Raw genomic sequence first — 18,106 nt, 5'->3', positions numbered from 1 at the left:
CGATCAGGACAGATAGTCGAGCCCGATATCGAGCGCGGCCGAGCTGTGGGTCACCCAGCCGACCGAGATCAAATCGACGCCGGTGGCGGCAATCGCCGCGGCCGTCGCCGCCGTGATGCGGCCGGAGGCTTCGGTGATCGCTTTGCCGCGCGCCATGTCCACCGCCTGGCTGAGCTGCTCGGTCGTCATGTTGTCGAGCAGCACCGCGTCGACGCCGAGCGTCAGCGCCTCCTCGAGCTGCGCCAGCGTGTCGACCTCGATCTCGATCTTGACGAGATGGCCCGCGTGGGCACGGGCGCGCTCCAGCACCGGACGGATGCCGCCGGCGACCGCAATGTGGTTGTCCTTGATCAGGATGGCGTCGTCGAGCCCGAAGCGATGGTTGAAGCCGCCGCCACAGCGCACCGCGTATTTCTCCAGTGCGCGAAATCCAGGCGTGGTTTTTCGGGTGCAGACGATCTGCGCGCGGGTGCCCGCCACGGCCTTGACCAGCGTGGCGGTTGCAGTGGCGACACCGCTCAGATGGCAGAGGAAGTTGAGCGCGGTCCGCTCGGCGGTGAGCAGGCTGCGGGCCGGGCCGTCGATGATCGCGATGACCTGGTCGGGTTCGACCGCGCTGCCATCGGGCCGTTCGGCGCGCAGCGTGATGGCCGGCGATACCGTCTGGAAGGCTGACCGCGCGACGTCGAGCCCGGCGATCACGCCGGGCTGCCGCGCGCGCATCACCAGCCGCGCCTGCTGGCCGGCCGGCACGATCGCGTCCGCGGTGATATCGCCGGCGCGGCCGAGATCCTCGCGCAGCGCAGTCTGCACGATCGGCTCATAGATCAGCGGCAACAGGGGATTGAGGGTCATGACAGGGCACTCCTGGCAAATGGCGTGGATTCGACGATGTCGCGCGCGGCGGCGAGTGCATCGGCGCGGGTAAGGGACGACGGAACGGCCGACGCAGCAGTGTGCGGGAAATCGCTGCGGAAATGGCCGCCGCGGCTTTCCTCACGCCGGATGGCGGCAACCGCGACCATCAATCCGACCAATGCTGCATCGGACGCCGCACTGTGACCGCATGCGAGTGGATAGAGGCTGCGGATCGCGCGGGCGATCCCGTCGCGGTCGCGCAGCACACCGAGGCCTTGGGTGAGGATCGGTCGCACGGCAGAAGGATCGGAAGCCTGTGGCATCGCATCGTCGCGCAGCATGGCGCGCGGGCCCGCACTCACGCTTTCGATACTCTCGGCGACCCAGCGCGCGCAGACGATCGCTTCCATCAGCGAGTTGCTGGCGAGCCGGTTGGCGCCGTGCAACCCGGTGCGCGCGGCCTCGCCGCAGGCCCACAGGCCCTGCACCGTGCTGCGGCCAAAACCGTCAACCGTGATGCCGCCCATGTGGTAGTGAACCGCCGGCCGGATCGGGATCGGATCATGCGCGGGATCGATGCCGGCCATCTTGCAGAACGCGCTGATCACGGGATAGCGCTGGGTAAACTCCGCGCCCGGATGTTCGCGCGCGTCGAGGAAGGTGCGATGTCCCGCGGCGCGATGGCGCCACACGGCGCGCGCGACGATATCGCGTGGCGCAAGCTCGGCGCCGGGCTGATTGGCCATAAAACGCCGGCCGGTCTCGTCGATCAAGACCGCGCCATCGCCGCGGATCGCCTCGGTCAGCAGCGGCATCGGGCGCGACGGCCCGTCGAACGCAGTCGGATGAAACTGGACGAACTCGATGTCCGACAGTTTTGCGCCGGCATGTGCGGCAAGCGCGAGCCCCTGGCCGAAACATCCGCCGGGATTGGTGCTGTCGGCGAACAACCCGCCGATGCCGCCGGTTGCGATCACCACGCGGTTGGTTGCGATCGTCAGCGCGCCACGGTCGCTCGCTGCAAGCACACCCCTGACCGCATTGTCCTCGATGATCAGCCGGCGCGCCTCGACGCCTTCCAGCAGTGTGATCGACGGCGTCTGGCGGACCGCCGCGATCAGCGCGCGCATGATCTCCCGGCCGGTGCCGTCGCCAGTGGCGTGGACGATGCGGTTGCGGCGGTGTGCGGCCTCGAGCCCGAGGCGCCAGCTGCCGTCGGCGTGCCGGTCGAAGGCGACGCCGAGCCTCGCCAGCTGCTCGACGGCTGCGGGCGCGGCGTGGACGATCCGGCTCGCGGCGGCCGCGTCGCAAAGGCCGGCGCCGGCCGCGAGCGTATCGGCGAGATGCAGGGCAGGGCTGTCATCGGCGCCGACCGGTGCGGCAAGGCCGCCCTGAGCCCACATGCTGGAAGCTTCCGCGCCGAGCGGCGATTTCGACAGCAGCACGACCGGCTCGGGGGCTAGCTGAAGCGCGGTCATCAGCCCGGCGGCACCGCCGCCGATGATCACCGGGCGGCCGTTGAGATCGGAGATATCAATGCTCATATCGCCAGCATCCTTTCGACACTCTTGCGCGCGCGATCGGCGATCGCGGGGTCGATGGTGACCTCGTGCTGGTTGGTCTCCAGCGCGTGACGGATGTTCTTCAGCGTGATCCGCTTCATGTGCGGACAGAGATTGCAGGGGCGGACGAAGTCGACATCGGGATTTCTGGCCGCGATGTTGTCGCTCATCGAGCATTCCGTCAGCAGCACGACGCGCGGCGGACGCTTGGTCTCGACGAACGACTGCATCGCCGCCGTCGACCCCGCAAAGTCCGCCTCGGCGACCACCTCGGGCGGGCATTCCGGATGCGCCAGGACGGTGACATCGGGGTAATTCTCGCGCAGCTGCCGCACGTCATCGGCGGTGAACAGCTCGTGCACCTCGCAGTGGCCCTTCCAGGCGATGATCTTCTTGCTGGTTTGCCTGGCGATGTTCTGCGCCAGATATTCATCAGGGAGCATGATGACGCGCTCGGCGCCGAGCGATTCAACGACCCTTAGCGCATTGCCCGACGTGCAGCAGATGTCGGACTCCGCCTTCACCGCGGTCGAGGTGTTGACGTAGGCGACCACGGGCGCATCCGGATAGCGCGCGCGCATCAGCCGCACGTCCTGCGCCGTGATGGAATCCGCCAGCGAGCAGCCGGCTTTGAGGTCGGGGATCAGCACGGTCTTGGCCGGATTAAGCAGCTTTGCCGTTTCGGCCATGAAATGCACGCCGGCGAGCACGATGACATCGGCATCGACCTTGGTCGCCTCACGCGCGAGCAACAGGCTGTCGCCGACGATATCGGCGACGCCATGGAAGATCTCCGGCGTCTGATAGTTGTGCGCCAGCACCACCGCATTGCGGCGGCGTTTCAGCGCAAGGATCGCATCGACGTCCTCGGCGAAAGTCGCCCATTCGAACGGCGGGATGACGCGCTTGACGCGCTCATAGAGCGGCGCGGTGCGGGTGAGCAGATCGGTATCGAGTGCAACCATTTATACTCTCCGTGAGCATAAGATGGCTTATACTTATCCTGAGCATAAGGCGTGTCAAGTGCGCGAAAGCGGGAGCTTGGTGCCGGCGACAGCCCGCTCGGCCAGCACGGCATGGCGGAAGCGGAATAGCTTGGCCGGCCGGCCGACGGTATCGGCGGCCATTGCGCCAGTCTCTTCAACGAGTTCCTGCTGCTCGATCAGCCGGCGGAAGTTCTGTTTGTGGACCAGCCGGCCTGCGAGCGCCTCAACACTGCGTTGCAGTTGCAGCAGGGTGAACTCGGCCGGCATCAGCTCGAATACCACCGGACGGTATTTGATCTTGGCGCGCAGCCGCGCGATCCCGGTCGCGAGAATGCGGCGATGATCCGCCGTCATCGGCTTGCCCGGCACGACCGGCGCCTCGTGGCCATGCCCGCGTCCGGCTTCCGGGATCAGCGCGGCCTCGTAGAGCAGCTCATAGCGCTGCAGTACCAGCTCCTCGTTCCAGTCGCGATCGTCGAGGCCAAAGGTGATGGCGCAGCGCTGCCAGCGCTCGCGCTGCAGCGTCGGTGACGGCGCGGCCTTCGCCCAAGTTTTCAGCTTCGGCGCGATCGTCTTGGCCAGGAAGGCCGGCGCGCCGGCGCGATGATCCTCCCAAGGGAAGTAGTCGTACCAGCCGGACCAGTGCGCCTCAAAGCCTTCGCCGACACGATCCTCGCGGGTCAGGCCGAGATAGCTGATCGAGACGCTGTGCGGCCCCTTGGCATCACCGGAGCGGCCGCGATCGCCGAAGGTGTAGAGCTGCTCGACATAGCCGAGCCGGTGGCCGGTCTGCGCTTCGACCCAGGCCCGCAGCGCGGTCTGCAGCGAGCGATGGGTGAACTCGAACGGGCCGCTCGGCAGCGCGGAGCCGCCGGCGATGGTCATGATCTTCGGCGTGCCCTCGGTGACGGCGACCAGCACCGCGACGAGATCGGCGGTCACCGCGTTCCCCGAAGCCGGTGCGCTGGATTTCTGCGGCGATCTGGCCACGCGATCGTTCCGCGCTAGCAGTAGCCGTAGACGCCGCAGGCGTAGGGCAGGCGATCCCAATAGGTCACGTAGGCACCGCCGTAGTACGGGCCGAAATAGTTGTAGGAGTGCCAGTTGCCGTAATAGCCGGGCAGCGACGACGACCCCGGCAGCAGCGGTTCGCCGGGCACGAACGGGATATACGGCTCGGAATTGAGCGGGATCACCACGGGCTCGACGACCACGAGCTGGCGTCCGCGCCGCACATAGGTCGGCGATGTAATGGTGGTGCGGTAGGCGTAATGCCGGCGCGGCAGGCCCGCCGGCAGCTGGCGCGCGGCCTTGACGGTCGAGCTCTTGGCGACGGCCGGGCCGTCGGCGGCGTCAGCAGGCGGGATCGCAAACAACGCGATCGCGAGCGGCAATGTCCAGCGCAGCATCAATGGTCTCCCGAATCAACCGGAGCCTATCACTGACACTTTAAGCCGGATTGAACGTTAACGAGAGGCCCGTCGGTATTAAGCGTTAACGGGAGGTCCGTCGCTTTGGGCAAGCTTCCGGAGCGATGCGGCGCACCGCTCCGGAACAATTGCGGGATCAGGCGCGCAGGGCCTGGTCGAGGTCGGCGATCAGGTCTTCCTTGTCTTCGATGCCGACCGAGAGCCGCACCACGTCGGGGCCGGCGCCGGACTTGATCTTGGCGGCGTCGTCGAGCTGGCTGTGCGTGGTCGAGGCCGGATGGATCACGAGCGAGCGGGTGTCGCCGACATTGGCCAGGTGCGAGAACAGCTGCAGTTTCGACACCAGGCTGACACCGGCGTCATAGCCGCCCTTCAAGCTGAAGGTGAACACCGCGCCGGCGCCCTTCGGCGCATATTTGCGCTGCAAGGCGTTGTACCTGTCGCCGGGCAGGCCGGCATAGTTCACCGCCGACACGGCGGGGTGGGTGGCGAGGAATTCGGCAACCGCCTTGGCGTTGTCGCAGTGCTTCTGCATGCGCAGCGGCAGCGTCTCGATTCCCGTGAGGATCATGAAGGCATTGAAGGGCGACAGCGCCGGTCCGAGGTCGCGCAGGCCGAGCACGCGGCAGGCGATCGCGAAGGCGAAATTGCCAAAGGTCTCCTGGAGGCGGATGCCGTGATATTCCGGGCGCGGCTCCGAGAGCATGGGGTATTTGCCGCCCGCGGACCAGTCGAAGGTGCCGGCGTCGACGATGATGCCGCCGAGCGAGTTGCCGTGGCCGCCCAGGAATTTCGTCAGCGAGTGCACGACGATGTCGGCGCCGTGGTCGATCGGTCGGATCAAATAGGGCGAAGCCAGCGTGTTGTCGACGATCAGCGGCACACCCGCTTTGCGCGCGACCGTCGAGATCGCCTCGATGTCGGTGATGCTGCCGGCGGGGTTGGCGATGGACTCGATGAAGATGGCTTTCGTGCGCGGCGTCACCGCGCGCTCGAAGCTCGCGATGTCGTCGGGATCGGCCCATACCACATTCCAGCCGAAACTCTTGAAGGCGTGCGTGAACTGGTTGATCGAGCCGCCATAGAGCTTTCGCGCGGCGATGAACTCGTCGCCGGGCTGCATCAATTGCTGCAACACCACGACCTGCGCAGCGTGACCGGAAGCGACGGCGAGCGCCGCGGTGCCGCCTTCGAGGGCTGCGACACGTTCCTCGAGCACGGCATTGGTCGGGTTGCCGATGCGGGTATAGATGTTGCCGAACGCCTGCAGGCCGAACAGCGAGGCGGCATGGTCGGCGTCGTTGAAGACGAAGGACGTCGTCTGATAGATCGGCGTTGCGCGCGCACCGGTGGTGGGGTCGGGCTGTGCACCGGCATGCACGGCAAGAGTCGCAAATCCCGGAAGGCGATCGCTCATTCTTTAGTATCCTGTTGTGGCCTGGTCGAAACGCGCGGCATGCTGATGGCGGCGGCGCCCGCCGTCAAGCGAGTTGGGCACATCGCCAGTTTCTGGAGGGGCATCCCGCGCTATACCGGATGATCGCAGCGATTATTCCGCCGCGATGTCAGGTCGTCTCGGTTTTGTTCTTTGCCGCGCGGTCGGATGCCGCAGTCTGACCGCCGCCGACACTCATCCGATTGAGGGATAGCCGCATGCCCTGCGTCGGTGCCGGCGCCCGCTTCGAACTGAGCGTGCGCGAATTCACCCCCATCCAGGAGATTTCGGACGACAGCCGGCCATACTCGATCTTCGGGCAGCGGTTCATGACCACCTTGATGCCGACCGACTCCGCTTTTGCCGCCGCGGCATCGTCGCGTGCGCCGAGTTGCATCCAGATCACCTTCGGCAACGGATCGAGCGTGAGCGCCTCTTCGACGACGGGCATGATGTGGCTGGAATTGCGAAAGATGTCGATCATGTCGACGGGACGGCCGAGGTCGGAGAGCGAGGCGACGAAAGGCTTTCCGAGCAGCTCCTTGCCGACATGGCCGGGGTTGATCGGGATCATGTCGTAGCCGCGCTGCGCCAGATATTTGAACGCGAAATAGCTCGGCCGCACGTTGACCGGCGAGGCGCCGACCATCGCGATCGATTTCACGCTGTTGAGGATGCCGCGGATGTAATTGTCGGGATAGGCGTCGTGATTTATTTTTCTTCCGGGTTTGTCATTCCGGGGCTCGCGCAGCGAGAACCCGGAATCTCGAGATTCCGGGTCTGGTGCTAACGCACCATCCCGGAATGACGACCTCAGGTCGTCACTTGTCCTGCCAGTTCGGATCGCGCTTCTCGATGAAGGCGCCGATGCCTTCCTCGGCGTCGCGCGCCATCATGTTCTCGGTCATCACCTCTGCCGCATAGCGATAGGCGTCTGCAAGGCTCATCTCGGCCTGGCGGTAGAACGCCTCCTTGCCGAGCTTGATCGTGTAGGCCGATTTCAACGCGACCTTCTGCGCCAGCGCAATCGAGGCCTCGCGTTCGGTGCCCGCGGATACCACGCGGTTGACGAGGCCGATGCCCTGCGCCGTTGCCGCCGAGACCGGCTCGCCCGTCAGCAGCATCTCCATCGCCTGCTTGCGCGGCACGTTGCGCGACAGCGCCACCATCGGCGTCGAGCAGAACAGGCCGATGTCGACGCCGGGCGTCGCAAAGCTCGCCGCCTCGGAGGCGATCGCGAGATCGCAGCTCGCCACGAGCTGGCAGCCGGCCGCGGTCGCGATGCCCTGGACGGCGGCGACCACCGGCTTTGGCAGCTGCACGATCGCCTGCATCATCGCACTGCAGGCGTTCATCATTTGCGCGAAATAGGCGCGGCCGCGGTCGGCATCGCTACGGCGCCCGGTAAGCTCCTTGAGGTCGTGGCCGGCGCAGAACGCCGGGCCGTTAGCGGCGAGCACGACGGCACGGATGCGCTTGTCGTCACTGATCTCGTTCAGTGCGGCGTGCAGCTCGCCGATCAGGCCCTCGGAGAGGCTGTTGCGCGCTCCGGGCCGATTGAGCGTCAGTAGCGCGATACTGCCGATGGTCTCACGCAGCAGGATCGGCTGGTGTTGCGGCGCTTCGGCGCGGGCGGCTTGGGCGGACATGCTCAAATTCCACTTTGGTCTCTGTGACAACTTAATGTAACAGGCAGGCTGAAGCGAGGGCATGGACGGCATGGCGACTGCGAAAATGAGCGTGGCTGACGTGGAAGAGTTCCTGCGGAGGGAATTTCCGCAGGCGTTCGTCCACGACGATGTCCGGATCGAGAGCGCGGACGGCCAGACCTGCCTCCTGCGCCAGCGCTACAGCGAACGGATGCTGCGGCCGGGTGGAACCGTGTCGGGCCCGACGCTGATGGCGCTCGCCGATTTCGCGATGTACGTGGTGCTTTTGTCGGCGATCGGGCCGATCGGGCTCGCGGTCACCACCAACCTCAACATCAATTTCCTGCGCAAGGGCCAGCCCGGGCAGGACGTGCTGGCTGAGGCGCGGCTGCTCAAGCTCGGCAAGCGCCTCGCGGTCGGGGAAGTGAACCTGCTGTCCGGCTCGTCTCCCGATCCCATAGCTCATGTCACGGCGACCTATTCCATTCCAAATCAATAGGCTTTTCTACGGTATTATTGCACCATATTTGCAAGTTATTGTTTTCTCTGATGTAATCTGAGCGCGTGGGCGTTGACGCGCGATCGCGGCTTCTCTAGAAAGCTGCCCAGTTCGGCGCATACGGCGCCGATTTCTTTTTCACGGATTTCACACATGAGCACGTTTTCGGCAAAGCCGGCCGAGGTGACGAAGAAGTGGGTGCTGATCGACGCCAAGGGTCTGGTCGTCGGCCGTCTCGCCACCATTGTCGCCATGCGGCTCCGCGGCAAGCACCTCCCGACCTACACCCCGCATGTCGATTGCGGCGACAACGTCATCATCATCAACGCGCAGCATGCGGTCCTCACCGGTCGCAAGCGCGAGCAGAAGACCTACTACAAGCACACCGGCTATGTCGGCCACGTCAAGGAGCGCACCGCGCGCCAGATCCTTGAGGGCCGTCATCCCGAGCGCGTGCTCGAGAAGGCCGTCGAGCGCATGATCCCGCGTGGTCCGCTCGGCCGCGTGCAGATGGGCAACCTCCGCGTCTACGGCGGGGCCGATCATCCGCACGAGGCGCAGCAGCCCGAGAAGATCGATATCGCCAAGTTGAACCGCAAGAACACGAGGGCCGCATAACATGGCCGAATCCATCCAGTCGCTCGACCAGCTCTCGCAGCTCAAGACGGCGGCAGCGCCCGAGGCGCCCAAGCACGAGAAGAAGGTCGACAAGTTCAACCGCGCCTATGCCACCGGCAAGCGCAAGGACGCGGTCGCCCGCGTCTGGATCAAGCCGGGCGCCGGCAAGGTCACCGTCAACTCGCGCGAGGTCGAAGTCTATTTCGCCCGTCCCGTGCTGCGCATGATGATCGAGCAGCCGTTCTCGGTGGCGCAGCGTTCGGGCCAGTACGACGTGATCTGCACCGTCGCCGGCGGCGGCCTGTCCGGCCAGGCCGGCGCGGTCCGTCACGGCATCTCCAAGGCGCTCACCTATTTCGAGCCGGAGCTGCGCGGCGTGCTCAAGAAGGGCGGCTTCCTCACCCGCGACTCCCGCGTGGTCGAGCGCAAGAAGTACGGCAAGGCCAAGGCCCGCCGGTCCTTCCAGTTCTCGAAGCGTTAATTCGAGTTCTAAAATTCGCGGCAATTGCCGCGGGCATCGAGTTGCAGAGGGCGCCGCGAGGCGCCCTTTTTGCTGCGTCCGACCGGCCGTGCTTCGGCGCGAATTAGCGCAGTTTTTCATGAAAACTTGCGTGTGCGTGCAAACGAAATTGGAACTCGCACCTTCTAGCTTGCGGGCTCGCAGTGGCGCTGCATCACCGTATTTATTTGCGCCTGCGAACGTTGCATCACACCGGGCTGGGGTGAGTTCATGTCGTTCGATCCATCGACACTTTATTTGGTCGCCACCATGGTTGCCGCACTGCTCGGCGCCATGATGGTGTTTTTCGGCAAGCAGGAGAACAGCCCCGCGCTGAAATGGTGGGGCACCGCCTATCTGCTCGGTGCCGCCTCGGTCGCGCTGTGGACAGTCGGCAGTCCGACGCTTGATCCGATGGTTCTGCTGGGCCTCAATGCGATCGGCTTCGCCGCTTGCGGCCTGGTCTGGAATGCCGCGCGCATTTTCCACGGCCGTAAGGCCAACCTGCTGGGCCTCGTGCTCGGCCCAATCGCATGGATCGGGGCGGTGACGACGGTTGAGGATCCCGCGATGCGCCTGACGATCGGCGCCGGGATCGTCGCGATCTACGCAGCGCTGACCGCCTCCGAACTGTGGAGCGAGCGCCGCCGCGCGATGCAGCGGCGCTGGCTTGCGATCGTCATCCCGGTCGCGCACGGTTGTGTCCTGATGCTGCCGATCCTGGTCGGCGATCTGCTGCGATTGAATGGCCAGAATTTCGTCTCCAGCTTTTGGGTCACGCTGTTTTCGATCGAACTCGTGCTGTACGCGATCGGTACGGTGTTCGTGATCTTCATGATGGTGTCGGACCGCGCGGTCGCCGTGCACAAGACGGCTGCGTCGATCGACCCCCTGAGCGGCATGCTCAACCGCCGCGGCTTCTCGGAAGCCTGCGCACGCGTGATCGAGCGCGAGGCCAAGGCCGGGCGGCCCGTGACCGTGATGATCTTCGACATCGACCACTTCAAGTCGATCAACGACCGCTTCGGCCATCCCGCCGGCGACGAGATGCTGAAGCTGTTCTCCACCGTCGTCGTCAGCAATTTGCGCATCTCCGATCTCTCGGGCCGCATCGGCGGCGAGGAGTTCGCCGCGCTCCTGCCCTGTTCGCTGGAGGAGGGCGTGCTGGTCGCCGAGCGCGTGCGCGAAGCGTTCGAGAACAGCAACATCACCTGCGAGGAGGGCCCGGTCGACACCACCGTCAGCATTGGTGTCGCCGGCGGTCCGGCCGGCACCGAGCTCGAAGTGCTGCTGGCCTCGGCCGACACCGCGCTCTACCAGGCCAAGCGCGGCGGCCGTAACCGCGTCGAGGCGGCCGAGGAGCTGCCACTGTCGCTGGAGAACTGGCGCCGCAAGACCGCGGGCCTGCCGGCTTCGGCGCGGCAAAAGCCGGCGAGCGTCCGGGCATGAGTGCGGTAACGAGTGGTTAACCATTCGATCCCATGCTTTCGGGCATGGAGTCGATCCGCACCCGCAATCCGCAGTCAGCCCTGATGTCGCTCGAAGCCGACGCCGTTTCGGCGCGCAGCGGTTTCGCCTGCCTGTTCTCGGACTCCCACGAATACGAGACCGCGCTGATTGCCGAACGGCGCGCGCGGGGGCGATACCAGCCGCCGAAGAGTCGCTGGCCGATGGTGATGCTGGCCGGCGTGATGCTGATGGTCGCGGGAACGGTGCTGCTGCTCTCCTGACGTGCTTGATTTTTGTTTTGACGGGTCTTCTTCACGCGAACCGGTGCCCACTTCGCTTGAAAACGCTCTAAGCGGCCCGGGCCGGATCCTCCGTCTTGAAATGGTCGATCATGACCTTGGCGATGGCGACCAGCGGCAGCGCCAGCGCGAGGCCCCAGATGCCGAACACGACGCCGAGCAGGATCTGGAACGCGAACAGCGTGGCCGGCGGGATGTCGAGCGCTTGCCGCTGCAGGATCGGCGTCAGCACGTAGCTTTCCATGGCGTGCACGCCCATGAAGAGCAGAAAGGCCGATAGCGCCGCGATCCAGCCCGAAGCAAGGCTCGCCAGCACCACGATGACGCCGGCGATGATGGCGCCGACGGTCGGGATGAAGGCGAGCAGGCCCGCCTGGATTCCGAGAATGAAAGCGCCGGGGATGCCGATGATCGCAAGCCCGATCCAGGTCACGAGGAACACCGCCGTCATTGTGATGATCTGGGCGATCAGCCAGCGCTCCAGCGTCTCGCCGATGCGGTCGACGATGACGGTCGCCTGCGCGCGGTACTTCGCCGGCGCGATGAACAACAGCCCGGCGCGATAGATGCTGGGCTGGGCCGCGAAGGCGAGCCCGAGGAACAGCACGATGAAGAAGTTGCCGACGACGCTGACGGTGCCGAGCAGCACCTTCAGCGTCTGGCTGATGATGGCGCCGCCGCTTGAGGCCAGCGCACCGGCGCCGGGGATGCCATGGGACTGGGACGGCGCGGGTGTCGTCGTCGTTGTCGTCACGGCGGTGCCTTCGCCCTTCGCCTCGCCCGCGGCATTGGTGAAATCGAGATAGCTGGTATCGACCCCGTGCTGTTCGAGGAAGTCCTTGACGCTGCCGAGCTGCGATTTGATCGTGTTGCTCAGCACCGTGGCCTGCTGCGCGATCGTGGTGCCGCCGAGGAACACGATGCCGGACAGCAGCCCGGCCATCGCCAGGCAGACGATCGCAAGCCGCAACGCGTGGGGCAGCTTGGTCAGCCGGCCGAGCAGGGTGGTCATGGCATTGAGGGCGACCCCGAGCAGCATGCCTGCGAACAGCAGGAACAGGGTCGCGGCGAAATGCCAGGCGAAGGTCAGCAGGGCAGCGAACAGCACCACGCCGATGCCGCCGACGGCGATCGCCCATGCCAAGTCGTTACGGGCCTGCAGGCGATGGTCAGCCGAGTCTGTCACGGGTGATTCCCCCTTCGCGACGGTGTTTCGAGCAGTCTTTGGCGAAAACCCCGCCGGGATCAAGCTGGCGGGGGCCGTGCCGGTTTCCCGCTGACGCGCCGCGGCGCCCGGCGCGGTTGGTGGCCATCCGGCCGGCTTTGGGTCCCGAGGGGCGCGAATCTGTGCAGGACTGCAAGCCCCCCTGTGCAGATATAGACAGTTGATCCGGCGGGAACTCGAAGGCATGATCGTCTCCGCAACGTCGCAAACTTAGAAGAATCATTGCGCGAGACTTCAATAATGAGACGGCCCGTGGTCGGCGTGATCGGAAACGCCCATCGCATCGAAAATCGTTTCACAGTCCAGATGGTCGGGGAGCGCAACCTTCGCGCGGTTGCCGAGGTGTCGGGCGCGGTGCCGCTGATGTTCGCGGGCAGCCCCGAAATCACCGAGGTCGGCGCCCTGCTCGACGTGGTCGACGGCGTCGTGCTGACCGGAGCCCGCGCCAACGTTCATCCGACCCGCTTCAACACCGAACCGTGTGCCGCCCACGAGCCCTACGACATCCACCGCGACGAGGTGGCGCTGGCGCTCTCCGTTGCCTGCGTCTCCCGCGGCATCCCGCTGTTCGGTATCTGCCGCGGTCTCCAGGAGATGAACGTCGCCTTCGGCGGCTCGCTGCATCCCGAGATCCGCGAGATCCCGGGCCGTATGAACCATCGCATGCCCCGGCTCGAGAACGGCGAGATCCATCCCGATCCGACGGTGGTGTTCGCCGACCGCCATGACGTCGACCTGACGCCGGGCGGGGCGTTTGCGAAAATCCTCGGCTGCGAGAAGATCCGGGTGAATTCGCTGCACGGCCAGGGCATTCTCGAACCCGGCAAGCGCGTTCTGATCGAGGGCATCGCCGAGGATGGCACCATCGAGGCGATCCGCATCGCTGAAGCGCCGGCCTTTGCGCTCGGCGTGCAATGGCATGCGGAGTACGATCCGCAGCACAATCCGATCAACCGCGCCCTGTTCGAAGCCTTCGGCGACGCGCTGCGCGAACGGCGGCGGGCGGCGTAGGACGGTTTCACAGCCACCGTCCCTGCGCGTTAATCACGACGTCTCCGAAAAACGCGCTGTCGTCCCTGCGAAAGCAGGGACCCATGCTCTGCGGCAATTATTGTGGAGGGGACTCGTCGTTGCGGCACTGCTCAACAATGACCATCGGTGGTTATGGGTCCCTGCTTTCGTAGGGACGACACCGAATGTGTGGCGTCGTCTGTCCGTCGGGTCGGTTTGTCGCACCTCGGTTCGGGAAGCCATGAAGGACGCAGGGCTTCCTTTAGGCAATCCATGGGAGCCGAGCGGCAGGCGAGCAGATCGTCCACTCAGGCGTCACGAACGCAAAGTGTGTTGTCCCCGCAACGTCACAAGAGTTCCGTTGAGCATCGCACCTGTTGGGACTTCACTGTGTGGCGAATTCCCCGTTTAATAATGGCGGACCTGAGGCAAAGATTTTACCACCAAGACGTTCATTTGAGATCAGGTTCAAGAGGCCGCTGACCAGCGCCAGCGGCCTCTTCGTGTTGCTTCATTGATCGCTAAGTGCAGGCATCGGCCGTTGCTGCGTCGATGGCGCGCAGGAAGCAGCACGTCGCGGCATTAGCGCACTGACCATGGCCATGCCGGCGGTTGCGGTTTGCTGGTGGCGTGCGGCCGCGGCGGGGCTGGCGCCGGTTTGCGCGTCTGGGCAACATTGCCCGACGGCCGCGGGCGCGGCAGTGGTATTTCCGGGGTTACCGTTGGCTGTTCGGGGCTCACGTTTGGCTGTTCGGGGCTCACCTTTGGCTCTGCGGCGTTGGCGATGACACCGGCCAGCTGTTCCTGGCTTGCGTTGAGCCGTTCGGTGACCGTCTCGCTTTCGCGCGCGATCTGATTCTGGGTCGCCTTGATCTGGTCGATGATATCTCTGCTGCGTGCCATTTCTGCTTGGCTCGCTTCGAGTTGGCTTGCGACATTCTTTTGGTCGCGGACCAATTGTTCTTGCCTCGCCTCAAGCTGTTCGACCGCCTGCCTCAAGGCAGCGAGATCGCGCGCCATCGGTTGAAGCTGCTGCGCCAAGTCGGAAGAAAGTGCGGCGGCAGTCGGCGCAACGTCTTTCGGTGTGGCGTCTTTCGGCGGGGTTTGCGCAGGAGGTGAGGAGTGGCCAGAGGAGGCCACCATCGCCGTGTCGCTGGGTGACGACCACCACCAAGCAGCGCCACCAATGCATGCTGCCAGCACAGAACCGACAATGGCCAGGTGGCGCCAATCCGCCAATCGATGAACCGCTTCTAGCGGCGCGTGAAACGCTTTCTTGCTGGTCGGCGGGCCGGAAGGGCTGACTCCTGCTTCGCGCGCGAGGTTCGAAAGCTGCTCTTCCAAGCTCACGAGCCGCCCTTCCGCGACCCTGTCATTCAGCATGGAATCCATTTTGTGCTCCGTATCAAATGCAAGGTCACCCGCCTTGGGAGCAGATCCGCTCTTCGGCGCGCTAACATTCAACGGGACCCAGATGGGTATTTGCAGCTTAAGCTTACGAGGGATGAGGATGCGGCCTGCACGTCACATCGTCTCTCTTTTTGTAAGCTCATCCTTCCTGAACTGTCCCGACGATTTTGGCCGAGATATGGTTCGTCCGCAATCGGGAACACCGCTTGCCGTGGGGCGCTCGAGGTCGTGGATCGGGGTCCTGTTCGGCCGCCTCATGACAGCGAACGCGACCATCTGATGCATCTCGCAGCCGAGGCACGTTGCTTCGAGGTGCGTAGTCGGCGTTGGGAGCGTCGCTAAGCGCCGGCGAGGGCCTGGCTGGACCCTGAAACGCCGGATGCGGAGCGTTCCATGTTTGGCACGCGATCATGCCGGCATCCTGCTGGGGCGCCCGGCCGACAGTAGTGCCAAACATGTACCCCGGGCTCCTCCCGCAAATTCTAGCAGGTTGCGTTGCGCTGTTGGCGAGACCGCCCGTCGACAGGTCGCGGCTAGTCTTCCTCCGGTATCGAGCGCGCGCCAGAATTGGTTCTTCTCCGTACTAATACGGATACGAAAGTGGCGGATTGCTGCGCCGGACTCGGCTAAGCAACAGGGATATTTGCTCCGGCGCCGACGACCCTTTCCGAATACTGCTTTTCCTTTTCCATTTTCGGGCGCAGCCGACACGAGGGGTTGGTCGGGATGAATTTGTCGGGCCGTCTGGCGATGGGGATGATGTTTCCCGTCGCCGCGCTCCTGCTCGCGCTGGGCTTCATCCATGGCGTGACCTGGCCGGGCGTTCTGCTCGCCGGTGGCGCGGTTGCGGTGGTATTGATGACGGCTGAGATGATTGCGAGATCGCTGTCCAGGACGCCCGCCCAGCTGGTGCGGGCGGCGGAGGCGCTGTCGCGCGGCCAGCAGGTCGCGCTCGGCTCAGGCGATGACGGCGAGACCGCTCAGCTCGCGGTGACGCTTGCCGAATTGTCGGCGCAGCTGGGCAGCAGGCAGCACCTGCTGGAGAAGACCGTCGAGAGCATCCGCGATCCGGTCGTGGTCGCCGACGAGCACGGGATGATCGTGATCGTCAACGCCGCGGCGCGACGGCTGTACAGTGTCGAACCCGGTTTTGATACCCTGACCGGCGTTCGCACCTTCCAGAACTATTATTCCGACGGTACCACCGTGATGCCGATCCCGGACACGCCGATGGCGCGTGCGCTGCGCGGCAATGACGTCGACGATTTCGAGTTGATCGTCAAACCGCAACCGCCGCAACCGGCCGTCTTCCTTGTCGTCAACGCGCGGCCGCTGCGCGACGATACCGGCAATCTGCGGGGCGCGGTCGCCGTGCTGCACGACGTCACCGCGCAGCGGCGGGCACACCAGGCGCTGGTCGAGAGCGAGCAGATGGCGCAGGCCATCGTCAGGACCGCGCTCGACGCCTTCGTCCAGACCGACCAGGACGGCTTCATTCTCGACTGGAGCCCGCAGGCCGAGGCGCTGACCGGCTGGACGCGCTCCGAGGCGGTCGGTTATCGGGTGGTCGAACTGGTGTTTCCGGAGGAGCTGCGCGTTGCGCACCGGCAGCGGATCACCCGCTTCCTGCAGGAGACCGCGGCCGGCGGCATGGGCATGCGCTATGAAACGGCGTGCCTGCACCGCGACGGTCACCGGTTCTATGTCGAGGTGTCCCTCAACGCGCTGCGCCGCGGCGATGGCTGGATCATCAATTCCTTTGTCAGGGACGTCAGCCAGCGCCGGATCGCCGAGGAGCAGTTGATCCAGGCGCAGAAGTCGGAATCGCTGGGGCGGCTGACCGGCGGCATCGCGCACGACTTCAACAACATGCTGACCGTGATCACCGGCACGATCGAAATCCTCGCCGACGGCGTCAAGGACAATCCGCAACTTGCCGCGATCGCCAAGCTGATCAGCGATGCCGCCGATCGCGGCGCGCAACTCACCTCGAGCCTCCTGGCATTCGCGCGCAAGCAACCGCTGCAGCCCGGCGAGACCGACGTCAACGACCTGGTCGGCGAGGTGGTCCGGCTGCTGTCGCAGACGCTCGGCTCGCAGACCGAGATCAGGACGGAGCTCGGCCGCAATGCCTGGCTCGCCTTCGTCGACCGCAGCCAGCTTGGTGCCGCGCTGGTCAACCTCGCCATCAATGCGCGCGATGCCATGCCTGACGGCGGCACGCTGACCTTTGCGACCCGTAACGTCCAGCTCGGGATTCCCGACGCCGTGGCGTGCGGCGTCGAGCGCGCCGGCGATCATCTCGTGATCGAGGTGACCGATACCGGCACCGGTATTTCGCCGACGCATCTAGAGAAGATCTTCGATCCGTTCTTTTCCACCAAGGAGGTCGGACAGGGCGCCGGGCTCGGGCTCAGCATGGTGTTCGGCTTCGTCAAGCAAAGCGGCGGCGGGATCGAGGTCAAGAGCGAGCAGGGGCGCGGCACCATCTTCAGGATCTATCTGCCGAAGGCCGACGGCACCGCACAGCGCGCGGCGGAGGAGGACGATCTGCCCGTCAGGGGCGGCGACGAGACGATCCTGTGCGTGGAGGACGACCCTACGATCCGAGACTATGTCACGGGCCAGCTCGAAAGCCTCGGCTACAACGTGCTGGTCGCGGCGAACGCGGACGCCGCGCTCGAAATCGTCAAACGCGGCACCGCGTTCGACCTGCTGTTCACCGATATCGTGATGCCCGGCAGCATGAACGGCCGGCAATTGGCGGAGACACTGATGGCGGGGCGCCCGGCACTGCGGGTGCTGTTCACCTCGGGCTACAGCGATGGCGTGCTGCCTGCGCAGCAGGGGCGTGGCGGCCACGGCATTCCGCTGCTGACCAAGCCCTATCGGCGCGGCGAACTGGCGCGGATGCTGCGGCGCTGCCTTGATCTTCAGGTCGACTTTCAGGGCGATCCGGTTCCGCAGCCTTATTCCGTGCAGCCCGATCTCGAACGCTTCCTGCGCGAGAATCCGCCCGCGAAGACGTAGACCGCGGCGTGCCTGGATGCCAATGGGTCCGCAACGCGCGGCCCGATGATAAACTGCGCGAGACCCATCACCCGCTATTTGACGGGTTTCGCTTCGCTCTACCCATCCTACGCGCTAAGCTCCCGCGACAAAGGCGCGGCCGGTCA

Annotated in this window: 17 protein-coding genes; 7 read left to right on the top strand and 10 right to left on the bottom strand. The window is 65.2% G+C overall.

Annotated elements, in window-relative coordinates:
• Positions 1-3 precede the first annotated feature (3 nt).
• The 8 genes from nadC to RX327_RS21995 all read right to left on the bottom strand — a co-directional run bounded on the left by nadC (position 4) and on the right by RX327_RS21995 (position 7,920).
• Positions 4-855: a carboxylating nicotinate-nucleotide diphosphorylase gene (nadC, locus tag RX327_RS22030; RefSeq protein WP_317247100.1), complete on the bottom strand. Its 852-nt coding sequence runs from the start codon at positions 853-855 to the stop codon at positions 4-6.
• Positions 852-2,402: an L-aspartate oxidase gene (locus tag RX327_RS22025; RefSeq protein ID WP_028333922.1), complete on the bottom strand. Its 1,551-nt coding sequence runs from the start codon at positions 2,400-2,402 to the stop codon at positions 852-854. Before RX327_RS22025 ends, nadC begins: the two co-directional genes overlap by 4 nt.
• Positions 2,399-3,385 carry a quinolinate synthase NadA gene (gene nadA, locus RX327_RS22020; RefSeq protein ID WP_050384910.1) on the bottom strand — a complete coding sequence of 329 codons (987 nt, stop codon included), beginning with the start codon at positions 3,383-3,385 and terminating at the stop codon, positions 2,399-2,401. Before nadA ends, RX327_RS22025 begins: the two co-directional genes overlap by 4 nt.
• A 54-nt stretch (positions 3,386-3,439) precedes the next feature.
• Positions 3,440-4,396, bottom strand: a complete 957-nt coding sequence (locus RX327_RS22015; RefSeq protein WP_317247099.1) for an NrtR DNA-binding winged helix domain-containing protein — start codon at positions 4,394-4,396, stop codon at positions 3,440-3,442.
• A gap of 14 nt (positions 4,397-4,410) precedes the next feature.
• Entirely contained in the window at positions 4,411-4,815 is a 405-nt protein-coding gene (locus RX327_RS22010) for a hypothetical protein (protein ID WP_050384909.1), read from the bottom strand.
• A gap of 157 nt (positions 4,816-4,972) precedes the next feature.
• A complete protein-coding gene (locus RX327_RS22005; protein WP_317247098.1) occupies positions 4,973-6,253 on the bottom strand; it encodes an O-acetylhomoserine aminocarboxypropyltransferase in 1,281 nt (426 codons plus the stop codon).
• Positions 6,254-6,401: 148 nt separating this feature from the next.
• The gene (locus tag RX327_RS22000; RefSeq protein WP_317251301.1) at positions 6,402-6,986 is read right to left on the bottom strand and encodes a CoA-binding protein; all 585 of its coding nucleotides are present in this window, start codon (positions 6,984-6,986) and stop codon (positions 6,402-6,404) included.
• Positions 6,987-7,092: 106 nt separating this feature from the next.
• A complete protein-coding gene (locus RX327_RS21995) occupies positions 7,093-7,920 on the bottom strand; it encodes an enoyl-CoA hydratase (protein WP_317247097.1) in 828 nt (275 codons plus the stop codon).
• A 70-nt stretch (positions 7,921-7,990) separates the two neighbouring features.
• Here RX327_RS21995 and RX327_RS21990 point away from each other — a divergent pair, with 70 nt between their 5' ends.
• From RX327_RS21990 to RX327_RS21970, 5 genes are all read left to right on the top strand, one after another.
• Positions 7,991-8,419, top strand: a complete 429-nt coding sequence (locus tag RX327_RS21990) for a PaaI family thioesterase (RefSeq protein WP_317247096.1) — start codon at positions 7,991-7,993, stop codon at positions 8,417-8,419.
• Between the two features lie 153 nt (positions 8,420-8,572).
• A complete protein-coding gene (gene rplM, locus RX327_RS21985) occupies positions 8,573-9,037 on the top strand; it encodes a 50S ribosomal protein L13 (protein WP_317247095.1) in 465 nt (154 codons plus the stop codon).
• Between the two features lies 1 nt (position 9,038).
• A complete protein-coding gene (rpsI, locus tag RX327_RS21980; RefSeq protein ID WP_028178828.1) occupies positions 9,039-9,518 on the top strand; it encodes a 30S ribosomal protein S9 in 480 nt (159 codons plus the stop codon).
• A gap of 249 nt (positions 9,519-9,767) precedes the next feature.
• Positions 9,768-10,985 carry a GGDEF domain-containing protein gene (locus tag RX327_RS21975; RefSeq protein ID WP_317247094.1) on the top strand — a complete coding sequence of 406 codons (1,218 nt, stop codon included), beginning with the start codon at positions 9,768-9,770 and terminating at the stop codon, positions 10,983-10,985.
• A 44-nt stretch (positions 10,986-11,029) separates the two neighbouring features.
• Positions 11,030-11,266 (top strand): hypothetical protein, encoded by a 237-nt coding sequence (locus RX327_RS21970; RefSeq protein WP_050384905.1) that lies wholly within the window; start codon positions 11,030-11,032, stop codon positions 11,264-11,266.
• A 67-nt stretch (positions 11,267-11,333) separates the two neighbouring features.
• Here RX327_RS21970 and RX327_RS21965 read toward each other — a convergent pair whose 3' ends face one another.
• A complete protein-coding gene (locus RX327_RS21965; protein ID WP_317247093.1) occupies positions 11,334-12,470 on the bottom strand; it encodes an AI-2E family transporter in 1,137 nt (378 codons plus the stop codon).
• 279 nt (positions 12,471-12,749) lie between these two features.
• Here RX327_RS21965 and RX327_RS21960 point away from each other — a divergent pair, with 279 nt between their 5' ends.
• Entirely contained in the window at positions 12,750-13,520 is a 771-nt protein-coding gene (locus RX327_RS21960) for a gamma-glutamyl-gamma-aminobutyrate hydrolase family protein (RefSeq protein ID WP_317247092.1), read from the top strand.
• 582 nt (positions 13,521-14,102) lie between these two features.
• On the opposite strand, the gene RX327_RS21955 is transcribed toward RX327_RS21960, so the two are convergent.
• On the bottom strand, positions 14,103-14,912 hold the full coding sequence (locus RX327_RS21955) for a hypothetical protein (RefSeq protein WP_317247091.1): 810 nt from the start codon (positions 14,910-14,912) through the stop codon (positions 14,103-14,105).
• A 744-nt stretch (positions 14,913-15,656) separates the two neighbouring features.
• Here RX327_RS21955 and RX327_RS21950 point away from each other — a divergent pair.
• Complete coding sequence (locus RX327_RS21950) at positions 15,657-17,960, top strand: PAS domain S-box protein (RefSeq protein WP_050384903.1); 2,304 nt, start codon at positions 15,657-15,659, stop codon at positions 17,958-17,960.
• Positions 17,961-18,106 lie beyond the last annotated feature (146 nt).

Source organism: Bradyrhizobium sp. BEA-2-5 (assembly GCF_032918025.1).
Classification (GTDB): Bacteria; Pseudomonadota; Alphaproteobacteria; order Rhizobiales; family Xanthobacteraceae; genus Bradyrhizobium; species Bradyrhizobium pachyrhizi.
The sequence above is the reverse complement of the archived record's forward strand: the minus strand, read 5'-3'. Positions and strand labels throughout refer to the sequence as shown.

Coding starts and splice junctions, on each gene's coding strand:
- nadC (WP_317247100.1), bottom strand. CDS start 855: ATGACCCTCAATCCCCTGTTGCCGCTGATCTATGAGCCGATCGTGCAG.
- RX327_RS22025 (WP_028333922.1), bottom strand. CDS start 2,402: ATGAGCATTGATATCTCCGATCTCAACGGCCGCCCGGTGATCATCGGC.
- nadA (WP_050384910.1), bottom strand. CDS start 3,385: ATGGTTGCACTCGATACCGATCTGCTCACCCGCACCGCGCCGCTCTAT.
- RX327_RS22010 (WP_050384909.1), bottom strand. CDS start 4,815: ATGCTGCGCTGGACATTGCCGCTCGCGATCGCGTTGTTTGCGATCCCG.
- RX327_RS22005 (WP_317247098.1), bottom strand. CDS start 6,253: ATGAGCGATCGCCTTCCGGGATTTGCGACTCTTGCCGTGCATGCCGGT.
- RX327_RS21995 (WP_317247097.1), bottom strand. CDS start 7,920: ATGTCCGCCCAAGCCGCCCGCGCCGAAGCGCCGCAACACCAGCCGATC.
- RX327_RS21990 (WP_317247096.1), top strand. CDS start 7,991: ATGGCGACTGCGAAAATGAGCGTGGCTGACGTGGAAGAGTTCCTGCGG.
- rplM (WP_317247095.1), top strand. CDS start 8,573: ATGAGCACGTTTTCGGCAAAGCCGGCCGAGGTGACGAAGAAGTGGGTG.
- rpsI (WP_028178828.1), top strand. CDS start 9,039: ATGGCCGAATCCATCCAGTCGCTCGACCAGCTCTCGCAGCTCAAGACG.
- RX327_RS21975 (WP_317247094.1), top strand. CDS start 9,768: ATGTCGTTCGATCCATCGACACTTTATTTGGTCGCCACCATGGTTGCC.
- RX327_RS21970 (WP_050384905.1), top strand. CDS start 11,030: ATGGAGTCGATCCGCACCCGCAATCCGCAGTCAGCCCTGATGTCGCTC.
- RX327_RS21960 (WP_317247092.1), top strand. CDS start 12,750: ATGAGACGGCCCGTGGTCGGCGTGATCGGAAACGCCCATCGCATCGAA.
- RX327_RS21955 (WP_317247091.1), bottom strand. CDS start 14,912: ATGGATTCCATGCTGAATGACAGGGTCGCGGAAGGGCGGCTCGTGAGC.
- RX327_RS21950 (WP_050384903.1), top strand. CDS start 15,657: ATGAATTTGTCGGGCCGTCTGGCGATGGGGATGATGTTTCCCGTCGCC.